Here is a 25,281-nt window from a genome sequence, read left to right on the forward strand (position 1 = left end):
TCCGGAGTGCTTCCGTATATAGGTGTATGGAACGCAAAGGACGCACATTCGATGTTTTGGGGCAGCTCGGTTCGCTGAGACGCTATGCCCGCTCGCTCGTGCGCAATGCGGACGAGGCCGAGGATCTGGTGCATGACGCACTGGTCAAGGCCTATGAGCGTAAGGCATCGTTCAGGCGCGACGGCAATCTGCGCACCTGGCTGCTATCGATCCTGCACAATGTGCATATCGACCGCCTGCGCCAGAAAAAGTCGCTGAGCCGTCGTCACGAGGAGGCGGCGGCCGACCTCGAAACGGCGTTGCCGGCATCGCAGGATCACACGGTTCGCCTGAACCAGGTCCGCGAAGCTTTCTTCAGTCTGCCCGAGGAGCAGCGTGAGGCGCTACATCTCGTGGCGATCGAGGACCTCTCCTATCAGGAGGCGGCATCAGCGCTTGGCATTCCCGTCGGCACGCTGATGTCCCGCATTGCCCGGGCTCGCGCGACGCTTCGTAGTTTCGAGGAGACCGCCTCCAAGGTTTCGCATCTCAGGCTTATCGAGGGAGGTGGCAATGAAAATCGTTGATCCGATCATCGATACCGATCTCGACGCCTATGTCGACGGCGAGCTCACGCTTGCGCGCCGTGTCGAGGTGGAATCCTATCTTTCGGAGCATCCGGAGATTGCCGCGAAGGTGATGGCTGACATGAGCATCCGCGGCGAGCTGCGCATGGCTCTGGCCGGAGAAGGCCATGTGGTCCGGGCGGAAACGCGGGAAGCCGCACGGCGGCTGGAGCGCGGGCTGGCCTATGGCCGCGTGCTAGGCTCGTTTCAGCGTATCGCCGCCATCGCCGTGCTGGTGACCACCGGCTGGGTTGCACATACGTCCTTCGGCGCCTTCACGGCGAGCGAGGTTAGTGCGTCAACACGTCCACCGGCCTTCGTCGACGATGCAGTGCGTGCCTACCAGACGACCGCTATGCGCGAAGAGATCAAGCCGCAGTCGGTGGCTGCAAATTACAATCCGGATGAAATCCGCGCATCGACGGCAATCATATTGCCGGAGCTGCCGGGTGGCTGGCGTGTCACCGATACGCAAATCTATCCGTCCGAATTCGGTCCGAGCGTCGAAATGATGGTCGATGCCGGCGAAGACGGACATTTGTCACTGTTTGCCGTTCGTCCGGGCAATTTCGCCGTCCAGGATGTCAGTCACATCAAGCGTGACGATGTCCAGGCTGCCTACTGGCAGATTGGCGAAGTCGCCTATGCGCTGATCGGCAATGGCAAGGCGGGTCAGCTTGACGGCGATGCCGAAAAGCTTGCCCGCAGCCTCTACTAGTTTGGATTAAAGGAGAACGACCATGAACCCGACCAATCCGCGATACGGCTACGGAGCCGCCGCCGGCTCTCAGGCGCTCTTCGACGAAGGGCTGCGCCGGCATATGCTGCGCGTCTACAACTATATGGGTATCGGCCTCGTCGTGACGGGAATCGTCGCGCTGATCGTCGGCACGACGCCGGCGCTCTATGTGCCGATCTTCCAGAGCCCGCTGAAGTGGGTTGTCATGCTAGCGCCGCTTGCCTTCGTGTTCTTCTTCTCGTTCCGCATCCAGTCGATGTCGGCGGGAACGGCGCAGATGATGTTCTGGGCCTTCTGCGCGGTCATGGGCTTGTCGCTGGCCTCGGTCTTCCTGGTCTTCACCGGTACGAGCATTGCGCGCACCTTCTTCATTGCCGCGTCCATGTTCGGCGCGACCAGCCTCTACGGCTATACGACGAAGCGTGACCTTTCCAACATCGGCTCGTTCCTGATGATGGGTCTGTTCGGTGTGATCATCGCCAGCATCGTCAATATCTTCCTGGGCTCGAGCGCGCTGCAGTTCGCCATCTCGGTCATCGGTATCGTGGTCTTCGTCGGTCTGACCGCCTGGGATACGCAGAACATCAAGGAACAGTACGCCGAAAACTACGATCAGGAATCGCAGCAGAAGCTTGCCGTCTTCGGTGCCCTGTCGCTCTACCTGAACTTCGTCAACATCTTCCAGCTGCTGCTGAACTTCACCGGCGAGCGGGAGTAGTTTGAAATTGCCTGCTTGAGCATGGTCTGAGCTAAAGGGCACTCCACGCCTTTGGTGATCATGCTCCGGGAATGCGTCTCCCTGGGGGCTTGTTGAGACGCATGACGCGCCTGCAGTATCTGCGCCGATACTGCAGGCGCAACTTTTTTGAGGAGAGCGGCACACCGGATGTGCCGCGCTATTCGCCGCCTGGCGGCAAATGGGAGGGCGCCGGATTAAGAGAGCGCCGTCTAGAGCATTTCCGCTTTTCTTCGAATCGCGAAAACGCTCTATCTTCTTGTTTTTACGCCGTTCCGGACGCAAAACCGCTTCGCACTTTTGCTGGAACTGCTCTAAAGAAAAGGCCCGATAGCGCAGATCTGCTGCCATCGGGCCTTTTATCATTGAAGATATGCGATTTCTCGTCCGTCAGGAGACAGGCGTGGTCTTACCATTCGGCGACGCTGCCATCCTCGTGGCGCCAGACCGGGTTGCGCCAGCGATGGCCTTCCTTGGCGCGCTCGATGACATAGGTTTCGTCGACCTCGATGCCGAGGCCGGGACCCTGCGGGATCGAAACGAAGCCGTCGGCATACTGAAACACCTCTTTGTTGGAGATGTAGTCGAGGATGTCATTGCCCTTGTTGTAGTGGATGCCGAGGCTCTGTTCCTGGATGAAGGCATTGTAGCTGACGGCATCGACCTGCAGGCAGGCGGCAAGCGCGATCGGGCCGAGCGGGCAATGCGGGGCAAGTGCCACGTCATAGGCTTCCGCCATGGCCGCGATCTTGCGGCACTCGGTGATACCGCCGGCGTGCGACAGGTCGGGCTGCAGAATGTCGACATAGCCGTCCGACAGCACCGACTTGAAATCCCAGCGCGAATAAAGGCGTTCGCCGAGCGCGATCGGCGTCGAGCAATGATTGGCGATTTCCTTCAGCGCCTCGCGGTTTTCCGACAGCACCGGCTCTTCGATGAAGAGCAGCTTGTAGGGCTCGAGCTCCTTGGCGAGCACCTTGGCCATCGGCCGATGGACGCGACCGTGGAAATCGACGCCGATGCCGATATAGGGGCCGATCGCCTCGCGGATGGTGGCGATGGTTTCTACAGCCTTCTCCACCTTGTCATAGGTGTCGACGATCTGCATTTCCTCGCAGCCATTGAGCTTGATCGCCTTGAAGCCGCGGGCGACGACGTCCTTGGCATTGTTGGCAACGTCCGAGGGACGGTCGCCGCCGATCCAGGAATAGACCTTGATCTTGTCGCGCACCTGGCCGCCGAGCAGCGAATGGATCGGCTGTCCCAGCGCCTTGCCCTTGATGTCCCAGAGCGCCTGGTCGATGCCGGCGAGGGCCGACATATGGACGGCGCCGCCGCGATAGAAGCCGGCGCGGTACATGACGTTCCAGTGATCTTCGATCAGGAACGGATCCTTGCCGATCAGATAATCTTCCAGCTCGTGCACGGCCGCCTGTACGGTCAGTGCACGGCCCTCGACCACGGGCTCACCCCAGCCGACGATGCCTTCATCGGTCTCGATCTTCAGGAACAGCCAGCGCGGGGGAACGATATAGGTCGTGAGCTTGGTGATTTTCATGGGAATGATTCCGTTTGGCTTTGGGTTGTGTCAGCGGCGTGAGACCGCAGATCTCGGGGTTTCGGGATTTGTTTTCCGGCCTTTGTCCAGCCGTCGTTCGACGGCGAGATCACGGGCGGCAAGATCGAGCATACGGTGAGCGCAGGCGCGCGCTGCATCGCGGTCGCGAAGGCGCAGCGCTTCCACGAGTTCGCCGTGCACGGCGATTGCTTCGTCGCGGCTGTCGGCGGCGACGTTGGAAGCGTGCAGCGCATATTTGAGGCCGGCATGCATGGCGCTGGAGAGGCGCCGGAACACCTGGTTGTGGCTGGCGCTGAGCAGCAGCTTGTGAAAGGTCACGTCGGCTTCGGTAAAGCCTTCCGGATCATCGCCGCTGTCGCGCATGCGCTCCCAGGCGTTTTCCAGATCGGCGATCTCGCGTGCTGTCGCTCGTTCCGCCGCATATTCGGCAGCCGCGGGTTCGATGGTGCGGCGCGCTTCGAGGATGGAGCCGAGAATATCGAAATCGGCGATATAAGGGCCCATCCACTCCAGCACATCCTGGTCGAGAATGTTCCAGTCATCCCTGTCGCAGACAGTGGTGCCGATGCGTGGCTTGCCGCGCACGAGGCCCTTGGACTCCAGCACCTTGAGGGATTCGCGGATGACCGTGCGGCTGACGCCGTACATTTCGCAAAGATCGTTTTCGCGCGGCAGGGTCGAGCCGGAGGGATAGCGTTCCGCGCAGATGTCTTCGGCTATCGCCGCCGTCACATTCTTACGCACACGCGGACGACGCTCAGGCTTGGCCGACGCGCCATGCTCCTGCCCTTGCAGCGATTCCACGCTTTTTCCTCCGCACCATTCCGCATTCTCTGCGGAAACCTCTCGCTGCGAAGGAGCTGGGCGTATTGGCACCTTCCCTTTTCGCATTGAGATGAGGGTACGCTAATCATCATACATTGGCAATATTCTTGTATGATGATTTAGTTTGCTGCCTTCCAGCCGTTTGGGAACAATCCGCGACCACAAGGCTTTTCAAAGCCGGCGCGCCTGCTGTTACTGCGGCGTCGTCTTCGAGAGATAGAAGGATTATGGTGACGATGCAGGCGGCCATTCCGCCTGCCGTCGATCGTTACCGGGAGGCGGGACCGCCTCCCCAAGTTCATTCAACGACAAGGAGAACGACATGCAGATCAATCGTACGGGTTCGGCTCAATGGTCGGGCGGTCTGAAGGACGGCAAGGGTCAGATCTCGACCCAAAGCGGCGCACTCAATCATTATCCTTACGGCTTCGCCAGCCGTTTCGAAGGCGTTGCTGGCACCAATCCGGAAGAGCTGATCGGCGCGGCTCATGCGGGTTGCTTCACCATGGCCTTGTCGCTGATTCTCAACGAGGCCGGTTTCACCGCCGAAAGCATGGAGACGACGGCCAAGGTGACACTCGAAAGCGTCGAAGGCGGCTTCGCCATCACCGCCATCCACCTGACGTTGACCGGCAAGGTGCCTGGCGCCGATGAAGCGACCTTCACCGAGCTTGCCAACAAGGCGAAAGCGGGTTGCCCGGTTTCCAAGGCGCTTGCCTCCGTTCCGATCTCCCTGGAAGTTCACGCCGCCTAAGTGGCCTTTTCAGGCTCTCGCGTCGCGCTGGCTGGCGCGGCGCGTTTCGTATATATTCCGCATTCGGGGCGTTGGGCTGTCATTTCCATCGGAATGCAATGCCCCTTGGAGGGGCGAATGTCTGGAATTCTCTTGATTCACGTCGTCATCAGCTTGGTCGCCATCATCAGCGGCATCGTGGTAGCCTACGGCTTTCTCACCGCCGACCGTCATAACCGCTCGACGCTCGTCTATATGCTGACGACGGTTCTCACCAGCTTGACGGGTTTTCTGTTCCCGTTTCATGGCGTGACGCCAGCGATCATCGTCGGCATCATCTGTCTGCTGATCTTCATTCCGACGGCACTGGCGCGTTACACATTCCACCTTGCCGGCCTATGGCGTGCCGTCTTCGTGATCGGTGCGCTCGTGCTGCTGTTCTTCAACTGTCTGGTGCTCATCATCCAATCGTTCCAGAAGATACCGGCACTCAATGCGCTGGCGCCTACCGGTAACGAGCCGCCGATCCTTGCGGCGCAGGTGGCGCTTTTGGTGGTCATTGTCTTCGTCGGCTTTTTCAGCCTTCGTCGTTTCCATCCGACACTTGTGGGTGCCTGATCGCACAGGGATTGGCCTGCGACAAAATGCCGGACACTTTCAGCCCGTTCCGCAAGGAGCGTTGTTGAACGTTTAACTGTTGTTTCAAGTTCTTTGCCACATCATCGGTTTATTCAGTAGCATCTGAAGCTGCCTACGGTTGTGGGCGGCTTCTTGACATCGGCACTCTGATAGATTACGAGTGACGAAAATTGAAAATCGTCACTCGTAATCTATCAGGCTTCCTTTATGCTCGAGCTTTCCGATGTCAACGCCGATCCTGCCCGTCAGGAAAACATCACGCGCATTCTTGATGCCGCCGAAAAGCTGTTTCGCCACTACGGATACAACAAGACGAACGTAGCCGATATTGCGCGCGATCTCGGCATGTCGACGGCGAATATCTATCGTTTCTTCGGTTCCAAGACGGAAATCCATCAGGCTATCTGTGGGCGTATGCTCGGCCAGAGCTATCAGATGGCTCTTGGCATCCGCAATCAGCCGATCAGCGCGAGCGAGCGGCTGCGGACCTACGCGCTATCCCAGTACAAGATGATATTGGAAACCATGCTCGACGAGCAGAAGGTTCACGAGATGGTCGTTGTCGCCATCGAGCGCGATTGGCACGTCATCGAAAAACATATCGATCGCATCCACGATCTGATCGCCGAGATCATTGCGGAGGGTATTGCCGCCGGTGAGTTCGTCGAGCAGGACCCCTATGTCGCGTCCAAATGTTTCGGCGCGGCGACCATCAATCTCTGTCACCCGCAGATGGTGGCCCAGTGCCTCGCCAAGACAAACCGGGCCGAGCCCGAGGATCTCATCGAATTCGCCATCAGGGCCTTGAAGAAATAGCAATACGCGCACCGGATGGCCGGCGTGCTTCCACTCTTTTGTTCGACTTTAGGAGAGCGACATGGTTTCGCTGACGACCACCACCTTACGGACCATTGCCGGTGCGGCTCTCTTTGCCGCTTTCGGACTTGGGCTTACGGGCTGCAATGAGAAGAAAGAGGAGACAGCGGAGGTGGTCCGGCCGGTCAAGGTCGTTGAAATCGCGCAAGCTGACACGACGCGCAAGCTTGATTATTCCGGCGTCGTTCGCGCGCGGACGGACATGAATCTCGGCTTTCGTGTCAACGGTAAGATCGTCGAGCGCAAGGTGGATATCGGCCAGAGGGTAAAACCCGGCGATGTGATCGCCCGCATGGACGCCACCGACTATATTCTCGCGGTGCGCCGCTCGCAGGCCGATCTGGATGCGGCTGAGAAACAGGTGCAGACGACCGAGCTTGCCCGCACGCGTGCGCAGACACTCTTTAACAAGAATGTCACCTCCAAGTCGCAGCTCGAACAGGCGGAGCTTTCCTACGAGCAGGCCGTCTCGACCCGGGATTCTGCGGCGTCGGCCCTGACCGAAGCGAAGAACCAGGTCGCCTATGCCGACCTGACCTCCGACATGAACGGCATCGTGACCACAATCAATGCCGATGTCGGCCAGGTGGTCAGTTCCGGCACACCTGTCATCACCGTTGCCGTCGATGGCGAAAAGGAAGTGCAGGTCGCTGTCCCAGAAATGGACATCGCCCAATTCAAGGTCGGCAAGGACGTCAAGGCGCGCTTCTGGTCCGACGCCGCCCTCGTGCTCAATGGAAAGGTGCGGGAAGTGTCAGGGAGTGCCGATCAGTCGCGTACTTTCGCCGTGCGTGTAAGCGTGCCGAACGATCCGCGGGTGCTGCTCGGCATGACTGCGACGATCGAGGCGCTTGCCGACAATACCCAGTCCTATGTTTCCATTCCGCTGAGCGCGCTTGCGCAGAAGGACGGCAAGCAGATCGTCTGGATTGTCGATCGGAGCGGAGGCACAGTGCATTCCCGTGCCATCAAGGTTGCCGATTTCGCCGATGACGGCGTACGGGTCGCTGATGGCCTGAAAGCCGGCGATGTCGTTGTCGCTGCCGGTACGCAATTCATGACCGAGAACATGAAGGTCAAGCTTCCGGCTGCATCAGCCCAGCAGGCTTCCGCAGAAATCAACGCCGCCTCGGCGGATATCGTACGCTGACCCGGATCGAGGGGGACGAGATTATGTCCATCAATAGCACCTCCGGTGAGAGGAAGCGTTTCAACCTGTCGCGGTGGGCGATCGCCCATCCGAGCATCGCGCGCTTCCTGTTCGGGCTCATCATCATCGCCGGCGCGCTCGGCCTGACCCATATGGGTCAGAAGGAAGACCCGGATTTCACCTTCCGCGTCATGGTCGTGCAGACTGTCTGGCCCGGTGCCTCGCTGCAGGACATGGAAGACCAGGTGGTCAACAAGATCGAGCGCAAGCTGCAGGAAACGCCGCATCTCGATTGGGTCAAATCCTATACCCGCGCCGGCTTTGCCATCACCACTATCCAGATCAAGGGCGATACCAACACCGCCGAAGTGAAGGATGCCTTCTACCAGATCCGCAAGAAGGTCGGCGATATCGGCAACGAGCTGCCGTCTGGCCTGCTCGGCCCCTATTTCAACGATGAATTCGGCGATACCTTCATCACGCTGCATTCGATCAGCGGCGACGGCTACACCTATCCGGAGCTGAAGAAATTCGCCATCCAGGCCCGCGACATGCTGCTTTCGACGCCCGGCGTCGAGAAGGCGACCATCATCGGCGACCAGGCAGAGCAGATCTATATCGATGTCTCCTCCAAGGTTCTGGCCGAGCGTGGGCTGACGCTCAACGATCTGAAGAACGCCATTATCGGCCAGAACAACGTCGATCCGGCTGGTAATGTCGATACCAGCACCCGCTCCGTGCGCATCTCGGTCGAGGGCGATGTCAACAAGATAGAGGATATCAAGAACCTGCGGCTCAACGCCGGTGGCCAGGTGACCCGTCTCGGCGATATCGCCACCGTCACCGCCGGGCTGCAGGATCCCTATACGGCCAAGTTCCTCTACAACGGCCATCCAAGCGTGCAGCTCGGGGTCGTCATGGCTCCAGGCTTCAAGGTGACCGACGTCGGTACGTCGGTCGAGGAAACCTATAAACGCTTCGAAGCCTCGCTGCCGGTCGGCGTTCAGGTCGATCAGATCGCCAATCAGCCTGATGTCGTCACCGACGCGATCAGCGAATTCATGCATGCGCTCGGCGAAGCTCTCGTCATCGTGCTGATCGTCTCGTTCCTGTCGATCGGCTGGCGTTCCGGCCTCGTGATCGCCATCGCCATTCCGCTGGTGCTGGCCGCGACTTTCGCCATCATGTACGAGCTCGGCATCGATCTGCAGCGCATTTCGCTCGGCGCGCTCATCATCGCACTCGGCCTGCTGGTCGACGACGCCATGATCGTGGTCGAGCTCATGGAGCGCAAGCTGGAAGAGGGGCTCGTAAAGCTCGATGCTGCCAGCTTCGCCTATTCCTCCACCGCCTTCCCGATGCTGACCGGCACGCTGATCACGACAGCCGGCTTCATCCCGGTGGGATTTGCGGCCTCGACAGCAGGCGAATATGTCCGTTCGCTTTTCTACGTTGTCGGCATCGCGCTTGTGGTCTCCTGGTTCGTGGCCGTCTATTTCACGCCATGGCTCGGCTACATGATCCTCAAACAACGGCATCATGCCGGTGAGCATCATGATGTGTTCGACACGCGATTCTATCGCCGTCTGCACGCCTCGGTCGCCTGGGCCGTACGCCACCGCGTTATCGTTCTGCTCCTGACGCTCGCCGCCTTCGTCGGCAGCCTCTGGTCCTTCCAGTTCATTCCGCAGAACTTCTTCCCGCAGTCGTCGCGTCCGGAAATCCTTGTGGACTTGTGGCTGCCTGAAGGCACCAGCATCAAGGAAGTCGAGCGGCAGGCGCAGGCCCTGGAAGCCCGCATGGCCGATGATCCGGACAAGCGCTTCATCGCCACCTATGTTGGTCAGGGCGCACCGCGTTTCTTCCTGCCGCTCGATCAGCAGCTCACCAATCCGAACTATGCCCAGATGCTGGTCATGGCCAAGGACGAGCCGGCCCGCGAGCGGCTGATCACCAAGATGCGCGGTATCCTGGCGGCGGATTTCCCCTCCGTCCGTGGCAAGGTCGACCGCCTGTTCCTCGGTCCGCCCACCGGCTGGCCCGTACAGCTGCGCGTCATGGGTCCCGACCGGCAGGAGGTTCGCCGTATTGCCGACGAGGTGAAGCAGCGCTTTACCCAAAATCCGTTGCTCGGCGCCATCCATGACGACTGGCTCGAACCGGTGCCGGCTATGAAGCTGGTGATCGATCAGGACCGTGCCCGGGCTCTCGGCGTCACCTCGCAGCGCATCCGCCAGATGCTGCAGGCCTCGATGTCCGGCTTCACGCTCGACAATTATCGCGAGGGTGAGGAAACCGTCGGGATCGTTGCCCGCGAGCCGGAGGCAAGCCGCCACCTGCTGACCTCCGTGAACTCGGTCTATATTCCCACAGACTCCGGTGGGTTCGTGCCGCTGTCGCAGGTCGCCAAGATCGTGCCCGTCATGGAGCAGAGCATCGAATGGCGCCGTGACCGCCTGCCGACCATCTCAGTGCGGGCAACCTTGCCCGACAACGTGCAGTCGAACGACGTGACGGCCAAGCTCTACAACGACATGGCCGATCTGAGGAGCAGCCTGCCGGCCGGCTACAAGATCGAAATCCAGGGCGGTGCCGAGGACAGCGCCGAAAGCCAGGCCTCGATCGCTGCCAAGGCGCCGATCATGCTCGTCATCATCGTCGTGCTCCTGATGGCGCAGCTGCAGCACTTCGGCAAGGCGATGCTGGTGCTGGCCACCGGCCCGCTCGGCATCATCGGCGCGGCCGGTGCCCTCCTGATCAGCGGTGCGCCCTTCGGCTTCGTTGCGATCCTCGGTGTCATCGCGCTGCTCGGCATCATCATCCGCAACTCGATCATCCTTGTCGACCAGATCGACCAGGATATCGCGGCAGGCATGGACAGGAAGGAAGCGATCATCGGATCGGCCGTGCGTCGTTTCCGGCCGATCATGCTAACGGCGCTGACGGCTGTGCTGGCGCTGATCCCGATCTCGCGCGGTGTCTTCTGGGGGCCGCTCGCCTACGCCATGATGGGCGGCATTCTGGTCGCGACCGTGCTGACGATCTTCGTCCTGCCGGCCGGCTATGCTCTGTTCTTCGGCCGCGATCCCAAGAGCAAGTCGGCGGAGCCGGTTGCCAGCGAGCAGGCCGACGAGGAAGAGGGCAATACGGTTCAGTTGCCGCCGGCGGTGGCAGCGGAGTAGGACGCCTGAAAGAAACAAATATCCCGGCTTCGAGCCGGGATATTTGTTTGAACCGTTCAGATCGACTGGAGGATCGTCGGTCTGCCCTCGGCGATCTTGAGGATCGTCAGGCTTCCGCCCATGGAAACCGCGGTGTCGATGCCGATGCGGCCCGAGCCGAAGGTGGCGTGCGAATGCGGTGTGTGGCCGTGGATGACCAGTAGCGGCAGTTGCGGCCCTTCCGACAGGAAGGGTTCACGGATCCACATCAGATCCTCGTCCGTCTGAATGCTTAAGGGGATACCGGGCTTAATGCCGGCATGCACGAAGAGCGTCGAGTCTAAAATGACGGCTACGGCCAATGAACGCAGCAGATCGACATGCGCCGGCGGCATGGCGTTCAGCGTCATGTCGCGCAATTGCCGGATGCTATAGCCTAGATCGAAGAGAAGATGTCCGGCATCAATGCCGTAGGATGCGAGTGTCGGCAGCGCGCCGAATTCGAGCCAGTGGCTGTTGGTTTCGGGATTATCGAGAAAGCGCAGGAAGGCATCGTCGTGATTGCCGCAAAGCGCATAGCGGTCGAAGCCCTCGGGTGGCGGCGCGCTGAGATGGGCCAGCACGTCACTGGAGCGCGGGCCGCGATCGACATAATCGCCGAGGTACATCAGGAGCTTTCGGCCGGGAAGGGTGCGGGCATCCGCAACGATGCGCCTTTCCGCTTCCACCATTTCGTCATAGGAGCCGTGGATGTCGCTCAGCGCATAGATCGCGGCATAGTCGCGTCCGGTGAGATCGATGCGGTCTCTTTGCTGCTGCATGGAATCCGCCGTTTCCTGCCGGGTCGTGCCTGAACGGCGCGGCAGTCCAATCGCTTGAATGGTATCGAGAAACCCGCCTTTGACGAGCCTATAACGGACGGTATTCCAAGCATCGAGTTGCTGCAAGTCTTACGGGCGCCGGCATTGGTCTGAACCGCTGAAATTGCAGAAAGATTCGGGATCATCTTCGGGAGGTCGCACCTTGTGTAACCTCCCGAAGGGTTACCCCGCTCAGCCGCGATAGGCGGCTTCGAGGCCGGCAATGTCGAGTTTGACCATCCCCATAAGGGCTCGCATGACGCGGGCCGCCTTGGTCGGATCCGGATCGGCGATATACTTGCGGAGCACCGCCGGCACGACTTGCCAATAGACACCGTAGCGATCCGTCACCCAACCGCATTCCACCGGCGTGCCGCCATCAACAAGACCGTCCCAAAGGCGGTCGACCTCAGCCTGGTCGGCGCAATCCACCTCCAGCGAGATCGCATGATTGTATTCGATGCGGTCGCCGCCGTTCAGTGCCATGAAGCGCTGGCCGGCGAGCGTGAAAGTAACGACCAGAACCTCATCGGGCTTGCCGGCAGGCGTATCGACGACGTTCTTCTGCACATGATCGATCCGGGAGTCGGGGAAGAGCGAGACATAAAAATTCGCTGCTTCCTCCGCTTCTCGTGCAAACCACAGGCATGGGGCAATCTTGGACATTTGGTACTCCTCTCTCCAATTGGACGCCCTGAGGACGAAGGAGGAGCGGCAAGGCCGACAGGATTGCGAAAATTTTTTCGACCCTATGTCGGCCGCCGGCCATTAAACGAGGCGGCCGCCGCCATCGATGTGCAAGACCTCTCCCGTCACGAAGCGGTTCATCATCAGGAAAAGGATCGCCTCGGCGATATCCCCCGGCCTGCCGATATTGCGGCTCGGCAGCGTCGAGGCGGTCTGTTCGAGCACCTGCCGCTTGGCCTCGCCCATCAGGCCATCGAGCAGCGGCGTATCCACCCATCCCGGCGAGATCGCGTTGATGCGCATCGGCGACAGTTCGAGGGCAAGCGCACGAACCGTGCTTTCTACCGCGCTGACGGCGGCGGCCACGACCGCACCGATGGCGGCTGGGCGGGAGGCGAATTGTCCGGAGGTCAGGGTAATCGAACTTGCGCCATGCAGCAGGGGGAGAGCGGCCTTGACGGCGAGTAGCGGCCCGATCAGGCGCTCGCTCATGACCTTCGAGAGATCCGCCTCGGACTGATCCTTCAGCGGCTGCAGGTGCACGGTGCCGGCCGTGATCAGCAGATGGTCGATCCTGTCGATCCCGGCGAATATCGTTGGCTGCGGTGCGGCGATGTCCGCGACGATCTGGGTCGCGCCGCCGATCGCTTCCGCAGCTTCGTGAAGACGCTGCGGATTGCGGGATAGCAGAAAGAGATTTGCGCCGGCTTCCTTGGCCCGCCTGGCGGTCGCCAGGCCGATGCCCGAAGAGCCGCCTATGATGACGACATTCTGACCCTGGAGAGATTGAGGCTGGATATTGCCCGATTGAATGGTGCTGGTCTGCAAGACTGGTTCTCCGATTTGGATTGTTGACCGGTCTCTAGTTCGTCGATCGGCATTTTCTTTGGAAGAGAGCGAATGGCGATGTCATTTATCGTAAAAGACGATAGAATTTTGTCATGGACATGCTTTCCGCCATGCGCATCTTCATCCGCGTCATCGAACGCGGCAGCCTTTCGGCCGCCGCGCGCGATCTTGGCCTTGGCCAGCCCACTGTCAGCGAACGTGTCGAGAAGCTGGAAAAACATCTGAGCGCGCGGCTCCTCTACCGCACGACCCGATCGGTGCAGGCGACCGATGCGGGGGCGCGCTTCTACGACTATGCCAAGCGCGCTATCGAGGCCGCCGAGGAGGCGGAGGCTTCCGTCGCATCGGCCGAGACATCGCTGACCGGAACCTTTCGGATCGCTGCGCCGCACGGGCTAGGCGAGATGACCTTGCCCAGGTTGCTCATCGATTTTCAAAGGTTGCATCCGGCCCTGGCCATCGACGTAACCCTGAACGACCGCTTCGTCGATCCGCTGACCGAAGGCGTCGATCTGTCCATCCGCATCGGTGAGATCGGCAGCGGCAATTTCATCGCCCGTCGGCTGGGGACGATGCGCCGGCTCATGCTGGCCGCTCCCGGCTACATCGAACGATGCGGGCAGCCGCGCGAACCGGCGGAGCTCGCGGCGCATCCTTTCATTCGGGTCGCCGGTTTCGCGGCGGATGAGCGACTGCAACTGATCGGCTCAGATGGTGGGACGGTAGAAGCGCCGATCCGCACCACATGGCGCGTCAATCACTGGAGGCCGCTCATGGAGGCGGTGCTGGCGGAAAGGGGAATAGGGTCCTTGTTCGCTGCCGTCTGCGGCAGGGAGATCGCCGAAGGCAGGCTCGTTCCCGTGCTGCCCTCCTATGAGTTCAGGCGCGTGGACGTCCATGCAATCTATCCGCCGGGTCTGCGGCCTGCGGCGAGGACGAAGGCCTTTCTTGCGCTGCTCTCCGAGCGCACCGATCAGCTCTTTGGCGAGACATCGGCGGCTTAAGATTCTTATCAGCCGCCCGCCAACCTCTCAGCGAATTCGATGGCCTCGATCAGGCTGTGTTCATTGGCGATGCCTCTGCCGGCGATGTCGAAGGCGGTGCCGTGATCGACCGAGGTGCGCACGATCGGCAGGCCGAGCGTGATGTTGACGCCGGAAAGATCCATCCATTTGCCCGTCGCGGGATCGATCTCGAAACCCAGCAACTTGACGGGGATATGGCCCTGATCGTGATACATGGCGATGACGGCGTCATACTGGCCTGCGCGCAGCTTGACGAAGACGGTGTCGCCGGGGACGGGGCCGACGATATCGAGCCCATCGGAGACGGCCTTGGCGATAGTAGGCGCGGAGATGTCGATATCCTGCCGGCCGAAGAGACCGCCTTCGCCGGCATGCGGATTGAGCGCGGCAACGGCGATCTTGGGCCTGGCGATGCCGAGGTTTTTGAGAGCCTTGTGCGTGAGGTCGATGACGAGCCGCAGGCGCTCCGGCGTCAGGCGTTTCGGCACGTCCTCCAGCGCGACATGGGTGGTGACATGGCTGACACGCATATTGCCATGGGCGAGCATCATGACAGAGCCGCGCGCGCCGGTCAGTTCCGCCAACAGCTCGGTATGACCGGCATAATGGAAGCCGGCCTTGTTCAGCGCTTCCTTGTTGAGGGGCGCTGTGACGATGCCGCCGACCTTGCCTGACATGGCGAGTTGAACGCCCTTTTCGATCGCCTTGAACGCCATGCGTCCACCGTCTGCAGAAAGCCGGCCAGGCAGGATCGGCTCTCCTTCGGCATCAGCCTGGATGAAGCAGAGGTTCGGCCAGTCGCTCTCCATCTCAGTCTCGGGAATCTCGATATCGAGGCCAAGCTGCTGCTCGGCAAGCCGCAGGGCCGGGCCGCTGCCGATAATTGTAAGTTTTAACTTACCTTCTTCAAGCCGATGCTTCAGCCGCATCGCAGCCTTGACGATGATTTCCGGGCCAATGCCGGCGGGGTCGCCCATGGTGATCGCCAGATGCCGCGTCATGGTTCTTCTCCTCCGGCAATCAGCCCGTTTTCACTCAAGAGGTCGCGCCACAGGGTCGGGCCGCCGAAGGCCCCAGACTTGGAGATGACCGTGGTACCTTCCCACGGGCCGCCGACGATCGTCGAGCGGGGGAGGCCGGGTGCGGCCTGGCCGGTGATGCTGAGGGCTGCCACATCGAGCGCCGAGCAGAGATTGCGCAGGGTCTCGCCGCCGGCGACGATCAATGTGCCCGGGGCGGGCAGCGCCTTGGCCATGCCGCCGAAGCTCGCCGCGATCCGCCTTGCTGCATCATCGCGCTCAAGCCCCGTCGGTAGATCAAGGCTTACCATGGCGACGCCACTTTGCTGAATTTGATGATGGATGGCGTCGGCATCAGCGCCTTCCGCAAGCTTCAGCCAATTAGGGCCGCAGGCCTGGAGCTGCGCCAACGTGATCGGCTGATCCGAGCCGAAGAGGCCGAGCACCGGCCTTTGCAGCTTGCGCGAGATGGGGACCGATGGCGTTGGGTAGCGTTTGCCCTCGTTTTTCCTGGCGGGAGAGCGGTGGTGCGTTGCCCGGTCGATATTGCGTGCCAGAGCGCGGGCGAGGCCGCCGGTGCCGCTCCAGAGGACAGGTCCTTCCAGCCGCGACGATACCCATCCGATGACGGCATCCAGATCGTCATCCGTATGCGCATCGAAAACATGGATGCCATCCGGAATGGGCTGGTTTTCGAGATTATCGAGGGTCGTGTTGAAGGCCGGCAATCCCTCGGCTCGCAGATGCGTGACGAGATCGCCGCTAATGTCGCGCCAGGCGTCCTTGCCGGCATAAAGCACCTGCCGGCCGCCGCGTGTATGCCGCCCGTGATGCGGAAAGGCCGGCGCGAGGATGCAATGCCGCCAGTGGCCGAGCTGGAAGCAGGCGGCCAACTCCGCCGCCCAGGGGCCGCGAAACAGGCTGTCCACCTTCTTGAAGGCGAGATCGGCGCCTTGCAGCAGCGGCGCGATGCCGCCGACGATATCAGCTGCTTCGGCGGCCGTTTTCTCTCGGGTGCCGCTGTCGATCGCCAGGCAATCCGGCAGCTTCATGGAAAGCGCATCGCTGCGCTCGACCGCGATTGGCCCGTAGACACCGACGAATTCGACGGCGGTATCGAGCGCGCCGGTCAAATCATCGGCAATGAGGCGGAGGGTGGGCATTGGCGGAAAAGCCTTCAGCGGGCCTTGCGGGTATCGGATGTGGACATGGGCGGCCCTTGCGGCGGCTCGGACGAAGCGCAATCTTCAGCCTTCTATGAAGGATGTCAACGGGTTGCTTTGTCACCGAGTCATGTCGGGCCGTCGCCTATGAGATCGCGGTCGCACAACCCCTTCCGCCATTGGAGTAGGCGATTGGAGTAGGCGATTGCATATGAAACAAAAAGCGCCCCTCACCCCAGCCCTCTCCCCGTTTTGACGGGGAGAGGGGGCGACAGTGCCAAACCCCTTCGCCCCGCGTGCGGGGAGAAGGTGGACTAGAAGAGTTGAGCGAAGCGAAACTGTGAGAGGACGGATGAGGGGCCAACCTGTCCCTATGCAACTGCCTGCCATTTCATCCATCCGGGCTGCGACGTCTGCCCGCGTTTACCCACTGGCGCATATGCGGATATGCTTGTAAGTGAACGGCGCGGCGGATCGCTTCAGTCGCTTCAAGGAGGGCAGGGTGAGTTACGATTTCCATGTGGGCCAGAAGGTCGTCTGCATCGACGACAAATTCAAGCATGTCAGCATCGATCAGCTGATCCGCAAGGGGACGATCTACACCATCCGCTGGGTCGGCGAATACACGCATTATGTCGACGGCACCTTCATCGGCGTGAAGCTGGAGGAAATCCACCGCGGCAATGACGACGGGCCGGAAGGCTATGGCGCCGCCGACATGCCCTATCGCGCCAGCCGCTTCCGCCCGCTGGTCAAGGACAAGATCGCTTCGCTCAGAAAGCTGCTCGCGCCGACACCGGATGCGCCCGCCGAGCCGAAGGTCAAGACCAAGAAGAAGGAAAAGGTCTGACGGGCGGGCGGCATTAAAGCCAGCCGCCCCTTTGCATTACCCCTGCTGCGCCCGCGCAATCCCGTGCTCGATCAGGCGGCTGATAAGCTCCGAATAGGAAATGCCCGAGGCGCCCATGGCCTTGGGATACATGCTGATATTGGTGAAGCCTGGCATGGTGTTGATCTCGTTGATGACGGCGCTGCCATCCGGCCGCAAAAAGAAATCGACGCGCGCCAGCCCTTCGCATCCGAGCGCGCGAAAGCCATCCGCCGCCATGCGCTTCATCGCGTCTGCCGTGCCAGCCGGAATATCCGCCGGCACGGTGACGACGGCGCCGTTCTGATCGAGATATTTCGCCTCGTAGGAATAGAGCTCGTACGTTGCTGATGTCGCGATCTCGCCCGGCACGGAGACGAAGAGCGCGCCATCCGGCTGCTCCAGGACCGCATATTCGATCTCGCGGGCGCGCACGAATTCTTCCACCAGCACCTTTCGGTCATGCCGGAAGGCCTCAGTCAGTGCGCTCTCGAAGGCTGTCGCATCCTGCACCTTGCTGACGCCGACCGACGAGCCCTGGCGCGTCGGCTTGACGAAGACTGGCGAGCCGAGCCTGCTCACGATCTCATCGAAATCGGGCTTTTCGCCACGCGTCAGCGTCACGGAGCGGGCAACCGGCAGGCCGGCCTCGCGCAGCAGGCGCTTTGCCATATCCTTGTCGATCGCGTTGGCCGAGCCCAGAATGCCGCAGCCGACGAGGGGTAGGCCGACGATCTGGGCAAGACCCTGAATGGAACCGTCCTCGCCATTCAGCCCATGCAGCACCGGAAACAGCACATCGACCGCAGGCAGCTCGCGCGCGCCAGCACCCTCCAGCGCCATCAGCCGCCCCTCGCCGCCCGGCACCAGGCAGACTTGCCGGCCCTCATAGGCAATCGGCTCCGGAAGCACGCCACCCTTTTCCTCCACCAGCAGCCAGCGCCCGGCGCGATCGATCAGGATCGGCACGATCTCATATCGTCCGCCATCAATCGCCTTGACGACATTGCGGGCCGACATGACGGAAACCTCATGCTCAGTGGACTGACCGCCAAACAGAACGGCGACGCGTAGTTTCGACATTGAGGGTTGCTCTCCCGGGCTAGGATGGGTGTGATAGGAGAAGGGGTTATACGGGGGATTGCAGCGGAATTGGGGTCGTGACGGCCGCTTTCGCGCATACTCGTCAGCCGAAGTTAAGATCCCGATGTCATAGCCGATTTAGTTTTGAGGCGTCTGGCTTAATTGGAGACGGCTTTGGCGAAGAAATTCTTCATATAGCGATCCACGCCGAGCTTTTTGGGTTGCCGGATTCCATGAATAGAAATTGTCGTTGTGGGAAACTGCGTACAATTCAGGATTTTCAGTAACTGCGACGACAGCATACAACGCACCAAAAACCCGGACGCCCACTGTCAAAGATGGGCCTACCCGCATTATAAACACGAGGTGCGAATCTGGCTCGGAGGACCATGCTTTGCCAAATGGTATCTTTTCGCTCCAACCTATCGTTCCCGCCAATGAATCTTCGGCACCTTCTAAGATAAAGTGTCGGAGAAGTCGCGCTCTTTTGTCTTCGAGAAAGGTATCTCCCAGCCAGAGATGAGCCGCTTCATAGGCGATTTTCGCAATCCCTCGCCTGTAGTTCTCCAAATCAACTTTTAGCGTGTGGACGACTTCAGCACGCTCGATTTGCTGCCTTTGAATGTCCTTGATTACTGAAGACATTTGTTCTTCGGTCAAGGGCGGGAGTTTAAGTTCTTTTCTACGGCGATTAACGATTTTAGAAACATCTTCAACGTTTGCGGCATCAACGCGTATGTTGATCAACTCTTCGCCGTTTTCGCCAGCGAGCGGATGTTGGTTCGTTATCAGACGAAGATTGAAACGGCCTGACTCTAGGTGGTTCTCTATTCTAATGCGAGAACCGGAGCCATCCTGCAAGACACCTAATCCTAAGACGTCATGCGGTGACAAAACTTTTCCGTATCTGTTGGCAATCTTGTATTGGAGACGCTTAAATTTGCAATGCAAATGATCAACCAGAGGAGCGTCAACTTGTGAGCCGAGCTTATCATTACACGGTTTGCAAACGCGATTAATTGTCAAAGTGCCGCCGATCGCATCGGGGAAAACGTGCTCTAAGGTTGGCTCGCGTTCTTCATAGCAGAAGATACATTGCACTCTGAATCACCTAAGCCTAACTGGAATTTGTTTAATATGAAGATTATGTACTCGGCTCTCATCAACGACAATACGCAATAAGCTTGGCCACTGTTAATAAACCGAGGCTTGTCTATCAGACCCGGCTTAACTGTAGAGAAATATAGTTTTTTCCAATTGCCCGAGCGCGAGCATTGGAACTCTATGGAGTGAATGTTCCACAAACTCTTGAATAAGCGAGGTTATGTAAGACCCTTCACGAAGTTCTTTTATCCAATATTGTGGATAGTATCTGGACAGCATGCCGGTTATATACAGACCTATATAGAAATAACCGAATTCATTCAGGGGGGGATGTTGAGGAAACTATGTAGTAAATATTTCGACTTTCCAGAAATATTTCAGCTACCGACCAATTTTGCCACGGCTGGTTTGCCGTATCAATTTCAATTTGTATGGAAACTCCCGTTGAATTATTTAATCCAAAGATATCTATGTTTTCAACCATTGCGGAATTAAAATTGTATTGTGATATAACGTCGTCAAAGATTTGCTGTGGGGCAGGATGAATTATATATCGAATTTGACGGGATACCTCGGCGCCGTTCGTATCCACGATACTCTGCACTTCGTTTTGGCCTCGCGCTAGCTTTGGTTGTTCTCCAAAGGAGCGGATACTGTTTATCATTGAGGGGATGTGTCTCATACACTCACCAAGAGTTATGGCATTATCTGGTGGTGGCAGCGAGCGTAGCGGTGTCCCGGCGTCACCAGCGGCGAGATTGGTTCTCGATGTCGCGCCATTGACAGTCGTCCAGGTACAATAAACGGGAAAATGGGAAGCATACTGATGCCATAGGCCGAAGAGTCCCGAGATTGAGCTGTTACCCCTTTTAAGAGTATGCGCGGCAAAATCCCAGAGGGATTGGTTTCGCGTGAGCTCAAGACCATGGCCATTGAAGTGCGACGGTCGCCGTTCGAAACTATCGTCCCCGCTTCCTTTCCACAGGATCTCTGCATTTGCCAATGCAGTAATCGAATAATATGCAAGTAATGCTCGTGTTGTGTCCCCTCCTGATCGTGCTGCGTCCGAAAATTCTTTAGCTTGTGCTATAGTGTAAGAAAGTTGTTGCATCTGCTTTCTAACATTTTGCTTTTGTGATTGAGGTAACATTCTGCCGGACATCAGCATTTCTGTAGTTCTTTGGGTATCTTGAAAACGCGAAAATCTGCGCCACACAGCGTCGTATGCCTTGCTCTCGCCTAGTTCCACAAATTGAAATGACATCGCATCCGACCTCCGTTGGGAAGGTCAAGATACAGGTTCTTCGTGGATTGGATCAGATGTGAGACCTATGGACGTAATTGACCCACAAGATTTTTCTACTATTCTTATATTTTACGATCGCCTTGGAATAAGTTATTCGAAGGATGGTATAATTTACTTGGACTTAACTAGTTTCTGAAGCTGTGTTGCTCTTCGTGTCGTGCAGTGCGACCTCATGAGGCAATGAGCGAGTATTTTTGGATTTAGGTTAAGTCAAATGAGTCCGTTACCGGGCATTGCTGAATTTCAGCAAACTGCAATTTACACTAAGCTTTGCGTAATCAAAAACTGGTGCTGCTAGAGAGATTTGAACTCTCGGCCTCTCCCTTACCAAGGGAGTGCTCTACCCCTGAGCTATAGCAGCAATCCGTGGCGCCGCTTGGTGCGCCGTATTGGGCGAGGCGGCTATTGCCATAGGTCGGGGCGGAGTGCAAGCCGCAAATTGCAAGTTCTGTGAAAGATAGTTGGAAAAAATGTGTCGGTCTTTTGACGCCTAGGGTTTTCCGCTATGAGAAAGCCATGGGTGCGGACAAGACGAAAATCGATGAAGGGCAGGCTTTGCAGGGCGGTTCTGCTCCAAGCGGGGTCGGCGGCGAGGCGGGCGAGCCCGTGGGCGGCAGGCAGGTGACGGAAGCGGATCGGCGGCGCGAGCGTGCCGCGCAGAAGCTGCGCGAGAATCTGTCTCGGCGCAAGCAGCAGGTGAGGGCGCGGCGCGCAGGCCAGGCCGACGAGACGGATGGGCTGCCGGCCGCAAAGCCTGTGGATAGTGCTGAAACCGCCGCAAAAAGGGACGAATCACAATGATTGATGTCGCCCATCATCAAACGAATTGATGCGTTAATCTATTTCGTCTAAAGAGCGCGTTTTACCAGGTGCACGAAACCTGGCGCCCGCGACTTCAAGGCGCCCGGAACTATCAGGAAAGGCGGGCCTCGCCCGTATTGCTTATATGGATCGTATCAGGATTGTCGGCGGCAATGAGCTCAACGGTATCATTCCGATCTCCGGCGCCAAGAATGCCGCCCTGCCGCTGATGATCGCCTCGCTGCTGACCAGCGATACTCTGACGCTCGAAAACGTGCCGCATCTCGCCGATGTCGAACTCCTGATGCGCATTCTCGGCAATCACGGCGTCGATGTCGCCGTCAACGGCCGGCGCGAGCGCCAGGAAGACGGCTATTCCCGTACGATCCACTTCACCTGCCGCACTATTGTCGATACGACCGCGCCTTATGAGCTCGTCGCCAAGATGCGCGCGAGCTTCTGGGTCATCGGGCCGCTGCTCGCCCGCGAGGGCCAGGCGCGCGTTTCGTTGCCCGGCGGTTGCGCCATCGGCACGCGCCCGGTCGATCTCTTCATTGAGGGCCTGCAGGCGCTCGGCGCCACCATGGAAATCGACGGCGGCTATATCAATGCCACGGCGCCGAAGGGCGGCCTCATCGGCGCCCGCTATGACTTCCCGAAGGTTTCCGTCGGCGCGACGCATGTGCTGATGATGGCCGCCACGCTTGCCCGCGGCACTACGATCATCGGCAATGCAGCCCGCGAGCCTGAGATCGTCGATCTCGCCAACTGCCTGATCGCCATGGGTGCCAAGATTTCCGGCGCCGGCACCAGCACGATCACCATCGAGGGCGTTACCTCGCTCTCCGGCGCGCGTCACCGCGTGCTGCCCGACCGTATCGAGACCGGCACCTATGCCATGGCCGTCGCCATGGCCGGCGGCGACGTCACGCTTGAGAATACCGATGTGGCGCTGCTCGACACGGCGCTCGAAAGCCTGCGTCGCGCCGGCGCCACGGTTTCGCCGACCAACAACGGCATCCGTGTCATGCGCAATGGCGGTGGCATCCAGCCGGTCGACGTCGTCACTGATCCGTTCCCCGGCTTCCCGACCGATTTGCAGGCGCAGTTCATGGCGCTGATGACCCGCTCGTCGGGCGTCTCGAACATCACCGAGACCATCTTCGAAAATCGCTTCATGCATGTGCAGGAGCTCGCCCGCCTCGGCGCCAAGATCTCTCTTTCCGGTCAGACCGCCCGCGTCGAAGGCGTGCAGAAGCTGAAGGGCGCGCCCGTGATGGCGACCGACCTTCGCGCCTCCGTCTCGCTCGTCATCGCCGGCCTTGCCGCCGAAGGCGAGACGCTGGTGTCGCGCATCTATCATCTGGATCGCGGTTTCGAGCGGCTGGAAGACAAGCTGACGCGCTGCGGCGCCATCGTCGAGCGCATCAGCGACTAAGCTCGCTGCGCTCTCCACCCGAGCAGCCCCCGGTTTTTGCATTCCGCTGTCGTAAAAGCGCGACAGCATTTTGGATGATCGGGCTTATTTCCATCCATCGGCGCGAAGAGAGCGGGCAAGCCCGCTTTCTTCGGTTGCGTCTTTTGCGCTCGCATTTTATGTCCATCACAAGGAATTCTCGGCAATGGCACTTGCCGGCCGTTTGACTGGCGCGATTAGGGATAAAAGGACGAATGAGCGATCTCAAGCTAATGGCACTCGACACCGAGGATCTGGATGTCATTTCTGCCTATATGCAGGATAGCGTCTTCAAGGTCGGCGACATGTCCTTTGCGCCAAAGCAGGAGCAGTTCTCGCTCGCAGCCAATCGTTTCGTCTGGGAGCAGTCGGACCAGCGCAGCAAGCCTTACGAACGCCATCGTTCGGCGTTGGTATTCAAGCGCGTGCAGGCCGTGCGTTCCAACGGCTTCGACCGGCGCAACCGCGACGAAGTGTTATCGCTGCTTGCGATCCGTTTCGAGCAGAAGGGCGAGGGGCCGGACGGCACGATCGAGCTTGCCCTTGCCGCCAACGCTACGATTGCGCTCGATGTCGAATGCATCGAGGCCCAGCTTGCGGATATCGGCGGCGCGTGGGAAACGGCCCATAAGCCTCGACATCCCGACGCGGGCGAATAGATAGCGACGGTTGGATTTTTGCCGCTGCAGGCGGCCGCAGTGAAAGAGGAATATCAGTTTGGCTATCTGGCTGGATCAGGCGTCGGAAGGGTTCGAGCAGCAGTTCGCCGCATTCCTGACGACCAAGCGGGAAGTGTCCGAGGATGTGAATGCGGTCGTGCGCGGCATCATCGATGATGTGCGGGCGCGCGGCGATGCAGCCCTTGCGGACTATTCCAAAAAATTCGATGGCGTCGATTTTGCCGTAACGCCGATGCGCGTCACCGAAGCCGAGATCGATGCTGCGATCGCGGCCGTTCCGGCGGAAGTTCTGGGCGCGCTGAAGGTCGCCGCCACCCGCATCGAATCGCATCACCGCCGGCAGCTGCCGAAGGACGATATCTATGAAGATGATCTCGGCGTCGGCCTGGGATCGCGCTGGACGGCGATCGAAGCGGTCGGCCTCTACGTGCCGGGCGGCACGGCGAGCTATCCGAGCTCGGTGCTGATGAATGCCGTGCCGGCCAAGGTCGCCGGCGTCGAGCGCATCGTCATCGTCGTGCCGGCCACGGGCGGCGCCGTCAATCCGGCCGTGCTTGCCGCGGCGCGTATGGCCGGCGTCGAGGAAATCTATCGCGTCGGCGGTGCGCAGGCGATCGCGGCCCTTGCCTATGGCACGGAGACGATCAAACCCGTCTACAAGATCACCGGCCCCGGCAATGCCTATGTGGCCGCAGCCAAACGCCAGGTGTTCGGTACCGTCGGCATCGACATGATCGCCGGCCCGTCGGAAGTGCTCGTCATCGCCGACAAGAACAACGACCCGGATTGGATCGCCGCCGACCTGCTGGCGCAGGCTGAGCATGACGAAAGCGCGCAATCCATCCTGATCACCGACGATGCTGAATTCGGCAGGGCAGTGGAGGCGGCGGTCGAGCGACAGCTGAAGCGGCTGAGCCGCTCGCAGACGGCGGCGGCGAGCTGGCGGGATTTCGGCGCCGTTATCTTAGTCTCCGATCTGAAGCAGGCGATACCGCTTGCCAACAGAATCGCGGCCGAGCATCTGGAGCTTGCGGTCGATGATCCCGAGCCGCTTTTGGCCGGTGTTCGTAACGCCGGTGCCATCTTCGTCGGCCGTCATACGCCCGAAGTGATCGGCGATTATGTCGGTGGCTCGAACCATGTGCTGCCGACGGCCCGCTCGGCGCGTTTCTCGTCCGGGCTCTCGGTGCTCGATTTCGTCAAGCGCACCTCGATCCTGCGGCTTGGGCCGGAGCAGCTTCGCGCACTCGGGCCGGCGGCGATCGCGCTTGCCAATTCCGAAGGGTTGGATGCTCATGCGCGGTCGGTCGCGATCCGCCTCAATCTCGAGGGGTAAG

General features: G+C 59.7%; 25 protein-coding genes and 1 tRNA gene. 14 read left to right on the forward strand and 12 right to left on the reverse strand.

Annotated features, from left to right (window positions below; all coding sequences use genetic code 11):
* The first annotated feature begins 26 nt into the window (after positions 1-26).
* Genes AC13RE_RS27205 through AC13RE_RS27215 form a run of 3 tightly spaced genes read left to right on the forward strand, consistent with a single transcriptional unit; the run spans position 27 to position 2,062 of the window.
* Positions 27-566 carry a sigma-70 family RNA polymerase sigma factor gene (locus AC13RE_RS27205; protein WP_015341246.1) on the forward strand — a complete coding sequence of 180 codons (540 nt, stop codon included), beginning with the start codon at positions 27-29 and terminating at the stop codon, positions 564-566.
* Entirely contained in the window at positions 553-1,323 is a 771-nt protein-coding gene (locus AC13RE_RS27210) for an anti-sigma factor family protein (RefSeq protein WP_488565236.1), read from the forward strand. The genes AC13RE_RS27205 and AC13RE_RS27210 overlap by 14 nt, the downstream gene beginning before the upstream one ends.
* A gap of 22 nt (positions 1,324-1,345) precedes the next feature.
* Positions 1,346-2,062: a Bax inhibitor-1/YccA family protein gene (locus tag AC13RE_RS27215; protein WP_488565237.1), complete on the forward strand. Its 717-nt coding sequence runs from the start codon at positions 1,346-1,348 to the stop codon at positions 2,060-2,062.
* Positions 2,063-2,489: 427 nt separating this feature from the next.
* Here AC13RE_RS27215 and dgoD read toward each other — a convergent pair whose 3' ends face one another.
* On the reverse strand, positions 2,490-3,638 hold the full coding sequence (dgoD, locus tag AC13RE_RS27220; protein ID WP_488565238.1) for a galactonate dehydratase: 1,149 nt from the start codon (positions 3,636-3,638) through the stop codon (positions 2,490-2,492).
* 30 nt (positions 3,639-3,668) lie between these two features.
* Positions 3,669-4,463 (reverse strand): FadR/GntR family transcriptional regulator, encoded by a 795-nt coding sequence (locus AC13RE_RS27225; protein ID WP_132717645.1) that lies wholly within the window; start codon positions 4,461-4,463, stop codon positions 3,669-3,671.
* A 343-nt stretch (positions 4,464-4,806) separates the two neighbouring features.
* On the opposite strand from AC13RE_RS27225, the gene AC13RE_RS27230 reads away from it, so the two are divergent.
* From AC13RE_RS27230 to AC13RE_RS27250, 5 genes are all read left to right on the forward strand, one after another.
* The gene (locus AC13RE_RS27230; protein WP_004117925.1) at positions 4,807-5,238 is read left to right on the forward strand and encodes an OsmC family protein; all 432 of its coding nucleotides are present in this window, start codon (positions 4,807-4,809) and stop codon (positions 5,236-5,238) included.
* Positions 5,239-5,355: 117 nt separating this feature from the next.
* Entirely contained in the window at positions 5,356-5,835 is a 480-nt protein-coding gene (locus AC13RE_RS27235; RefSeq protein ID WP_132717644.1) for a hypothetical protein, read from the forward strand.
* Between the two features lie 228 nt (positions 5,836-6,063).
* The gene (locus AC13RE_RS27240; protein WP_132717643.1) at positions 6,064-6,672 is read left to right on the forward strand and encodes a TetR family transcriptional regulator; all 609 of its coding nucleotides are present in this window, start codon (positions 6,064-6,066) and stop codon (positions 6,670-6,672) included.
* Between the two features lie 61 nt (positions 6,673-6,733).
* Positions 6,734-7,882 carry an efflux RND transporter periplasmic adaptor subunit gene (locus tag AC13RE_RS27245; RefSeq protein ID WP_488565239.1) on the forward strand — a complete coding sequence of 383 codons (1,149 nt, stop codon included), beginning with the start codon at positions 6,734-6,736 and terminating at the stop codon, positions 7,880-7,882.
* Positions 7,883-7,905: 23 nt separating this feature from the next.
* Positions 7,906-11,064: an efflux RND transporter permease subunit gene (locus tag AC13RE_RS27250; protein ID WP_488565240.1), complete on the forward strand. Its 3,159-nt coding sequence runs from the start codon at positions 7,906-7,908 to the stop codon at positions 11,062-11,064.
* A 56-nt stretch (positions 11,065-11,120) separates the two neighbouring features.
* Here the strand turns inward: AC13RE_RS27250 and AC13RE_RS27255 are convergent, their stop codons facing one another.
* The 3 genes from AC13RE_RS27255 to AC13RE_RS27265 form a co-directional block, all read right to left on the reverse strand.
* The gene (locus tag AC13RE_RS27255; RefSeq protein WP_488565241.1) at positions 11,121-11,864 is read right to left on the reverse strand and encodes a metallophosphoesterase; all 744 of its coding nucleotides are present in this window, start codon (positions 11,862-11,864) and stop codon (positions 11,121-11,123) included.
* 231 nt (positions 11,865-12,095) lie between these two features.
* Positions 12,096-12,569 (reverse strand): VOC family protein, encoded by a 474-nt coding sequence (locus AC13RE_RS27260; protein ID WP_488565242.1) that lies wholly within the window; start codon positions 12,567-12,569, stop codon positions 12,096-12,098.
* Positions 12,570-12,671: 102 nt separating this feature from the next.
* Positions 12,672-13,418: an SDR family oxidoreductase gene (locus AC13RE_RS27265; RefSeq protein ID WP_488565243.1), complete on the reverse strand. Its 747-nt coding sequence runs from the start codon at positions 13,416-13,418 to the stop codon at positions 12,672-12,674.
* A 113-nt stretch (positions 13,419-13,531) separates the two neighbouring features.
* Here AC13RE_RS27265 and AC13RE_RS27270 point away from each other — a divergent pair, with 113 nt between their 5' ends.
* Positions 13,532-14,443, forward strand: coding sequence for a LysR family transcriptional regulator (locus AC13RE_RS27270; RefSeq protein WP_488565244.1), 912 nt, complete (start codon positions 13,532-13,534; stop codon positions 14,441-14,443).
* A gap of 8 nt (positions 14,444-14,451) precedes the next feature.
* Here the strand turns inward: AC13RE_RS27270 and pdxA are convergent, their stop codons facing one another.
* Both pdxA and AC13RE_RS27280 read right to left on the reverse strand, forming a co-directional pair.
* Positions 14,452-15,465, reverse strand: a complete 1,014-nt coding sequence (gene pdxA / locus AC13RE_RS27275) for a 4-hydroxythreonine-4-phosphate dehydrogenase PdxA (RefSeq protein ID WP_488565245.1) — start codon at positions 15,463-15,465, stop codon at positions 14,452-14,454.
* Positions 15,462-16,646, reverse strand: a complete 1,185-nt coding sequence (locus tag AC13RE_RS27280) for a four-carbon acid sugar kinase family protein (protein ID WP_488565246.1) — start codon at positions 16,644-16,646, stop codon at positions 15,462-15,464. Before AC13RE_RS27280 ends, pdxA begins: the two co-directional genes overlap by 4 nt.
* A gap of 502 nt (positions 16,647-17,148) precedes the next feature.
* Here AC13RE_RS27280 and AC13RE_RS27285 point away from each other — a divergent pair.
* Positions 17,149-17,496: a CAP-Gly domain-containing protein gene (locus AC13RE_RS27285; protein ID WP_113409068.1), complete on the forward strand. Its 348-nt coding sequence runs from the start codon at positions 17,149-17,151 to the stop codon at positions 17,494-17,496.
* Between the two features lie 36 nt (positions 17,497-17,532).
* On the opposite strand, the gene AC13RE_RS27290 is transcribed toward AC13RE_RS27285, so the two are convergent.
* The 5 genes from AC13RE_RS27290 to AC13RE_RS27310 all read right to left on the reverse strand — a co-directional run bounded on the left by AC13RE_RS27290 (position 17,533) and on the right by AC13RE_RS27310 (position 21,368).
* Positions 17,533-18,597 (reverse strand): D-alanine--D-alanine ligase family protein, encoded by a 1,065-nt coding sequence (locus tag AC13RE_RS27290; protein WP_488565247.1) that lies wholly within the window; start codon positions 18,595-18,597, stop codon positions 17,533-17,535.
* Between the two features lie 138 nt (positions 18,598-18,735).
* On the reverse strand, positions 18,736-19,698 hold the full coding sequence (locus AC13RE_RS27295) for an HNH endonuclease (RefSeq protein ID WP_488565248.1): 963 nt from the start codon (positions 19,696-19,698) through the stop codon (positions 18,736-18,738).
* 126 nt (positions 19,699-19,824) lie between these two features.
* Positions 19,825-19,980, reverse strand: a complete 156-nt coding sequence (locus tag AC13RE_RS27300; protein WP_488565249.1) for a hypothetical protein — start codon at positions 19,978-19,980, stop codon at positions 19,825-19,827.
* 37 nt (positions 19,981-20,017) lie between these two features.
* A complete protein-coding gene (locus AC13RE_RS27305; protein ID WP_488565250.1) occupies positions 20,018-20,965 on the reverse strand; it encodes a YaaC family protein in 948 nt (315 codons plus the stop codon).
* Between the two features lie 328 nt (positions 20,966-21,293).
* Positions 21,294-21,368, reverse strand: a tRNA-Thr gene (locus tag AC13RE_RS27310).
* A gap of 245 nt (positions 21,369-21,613) precedes the next feature.
* Between AC13RE_RS27310 and AC13RE_RS27315 the strand changes: the two genes are divergently transcribed.
* The 4 genes from AC13RE_RS27315 to hisD all read left to right on the forward strand — a co-directional run bounded on the left by AC13RE_RS27315 (position 21,614) and on the right by hisD (position 25,280).
* Entirely contained in the window at positions 21,614-21,808 is a 195-nt protein-coding gene (locus AC13RE_RS27315) for a hypothetical protein (RefSeq protein WP_488565261.1), read from the forward strand.
* 145 nt (positions 21,809-21,953) lie between these two features.
* Positions 21,954-23,246 carry a UDP-N-acetylglucosamine 1-carboxyvinyltransferase gene (gene murA / locus AC13RE_RS27320; RefSeq protein WP_015341227.1) on the forward strand — a complete coding sequence of 431 codons (1,293 nt, stop codon included), beginning with the start codon at positions 21,954-21,956 and terminating at the stop codon, positions 23,244-23,246.
* Positions 23,247-23,479: 233 nt separating this feature from the next.
* Positions 23,480-23,923 (forward strand): DUF2948 family protein, encoded by a 444-nt coding sequence (locus AC13RE_RS27325; protein WP_015341226.1) that lies wholly within the window; start codon positions 23,480-23,482, stop codon positions 23,921-23,923.
* Positions 23,924-23,981: 58 nt separating this feature from the next.
* Entirely contained in the window at positions 23,982-25,280 is a 1,299-nt protein-coding gene (gene hisD, locus AC13RE_RS27330; protein WP_488565251.1) for a histidinol dehydrogenase, read from the forward strand.
* Position 25,281: the final 1 nt, after the last annotated feature.

The organism is Martinezella sp. CNPSo 3959, from assembly GCF_057784355.1.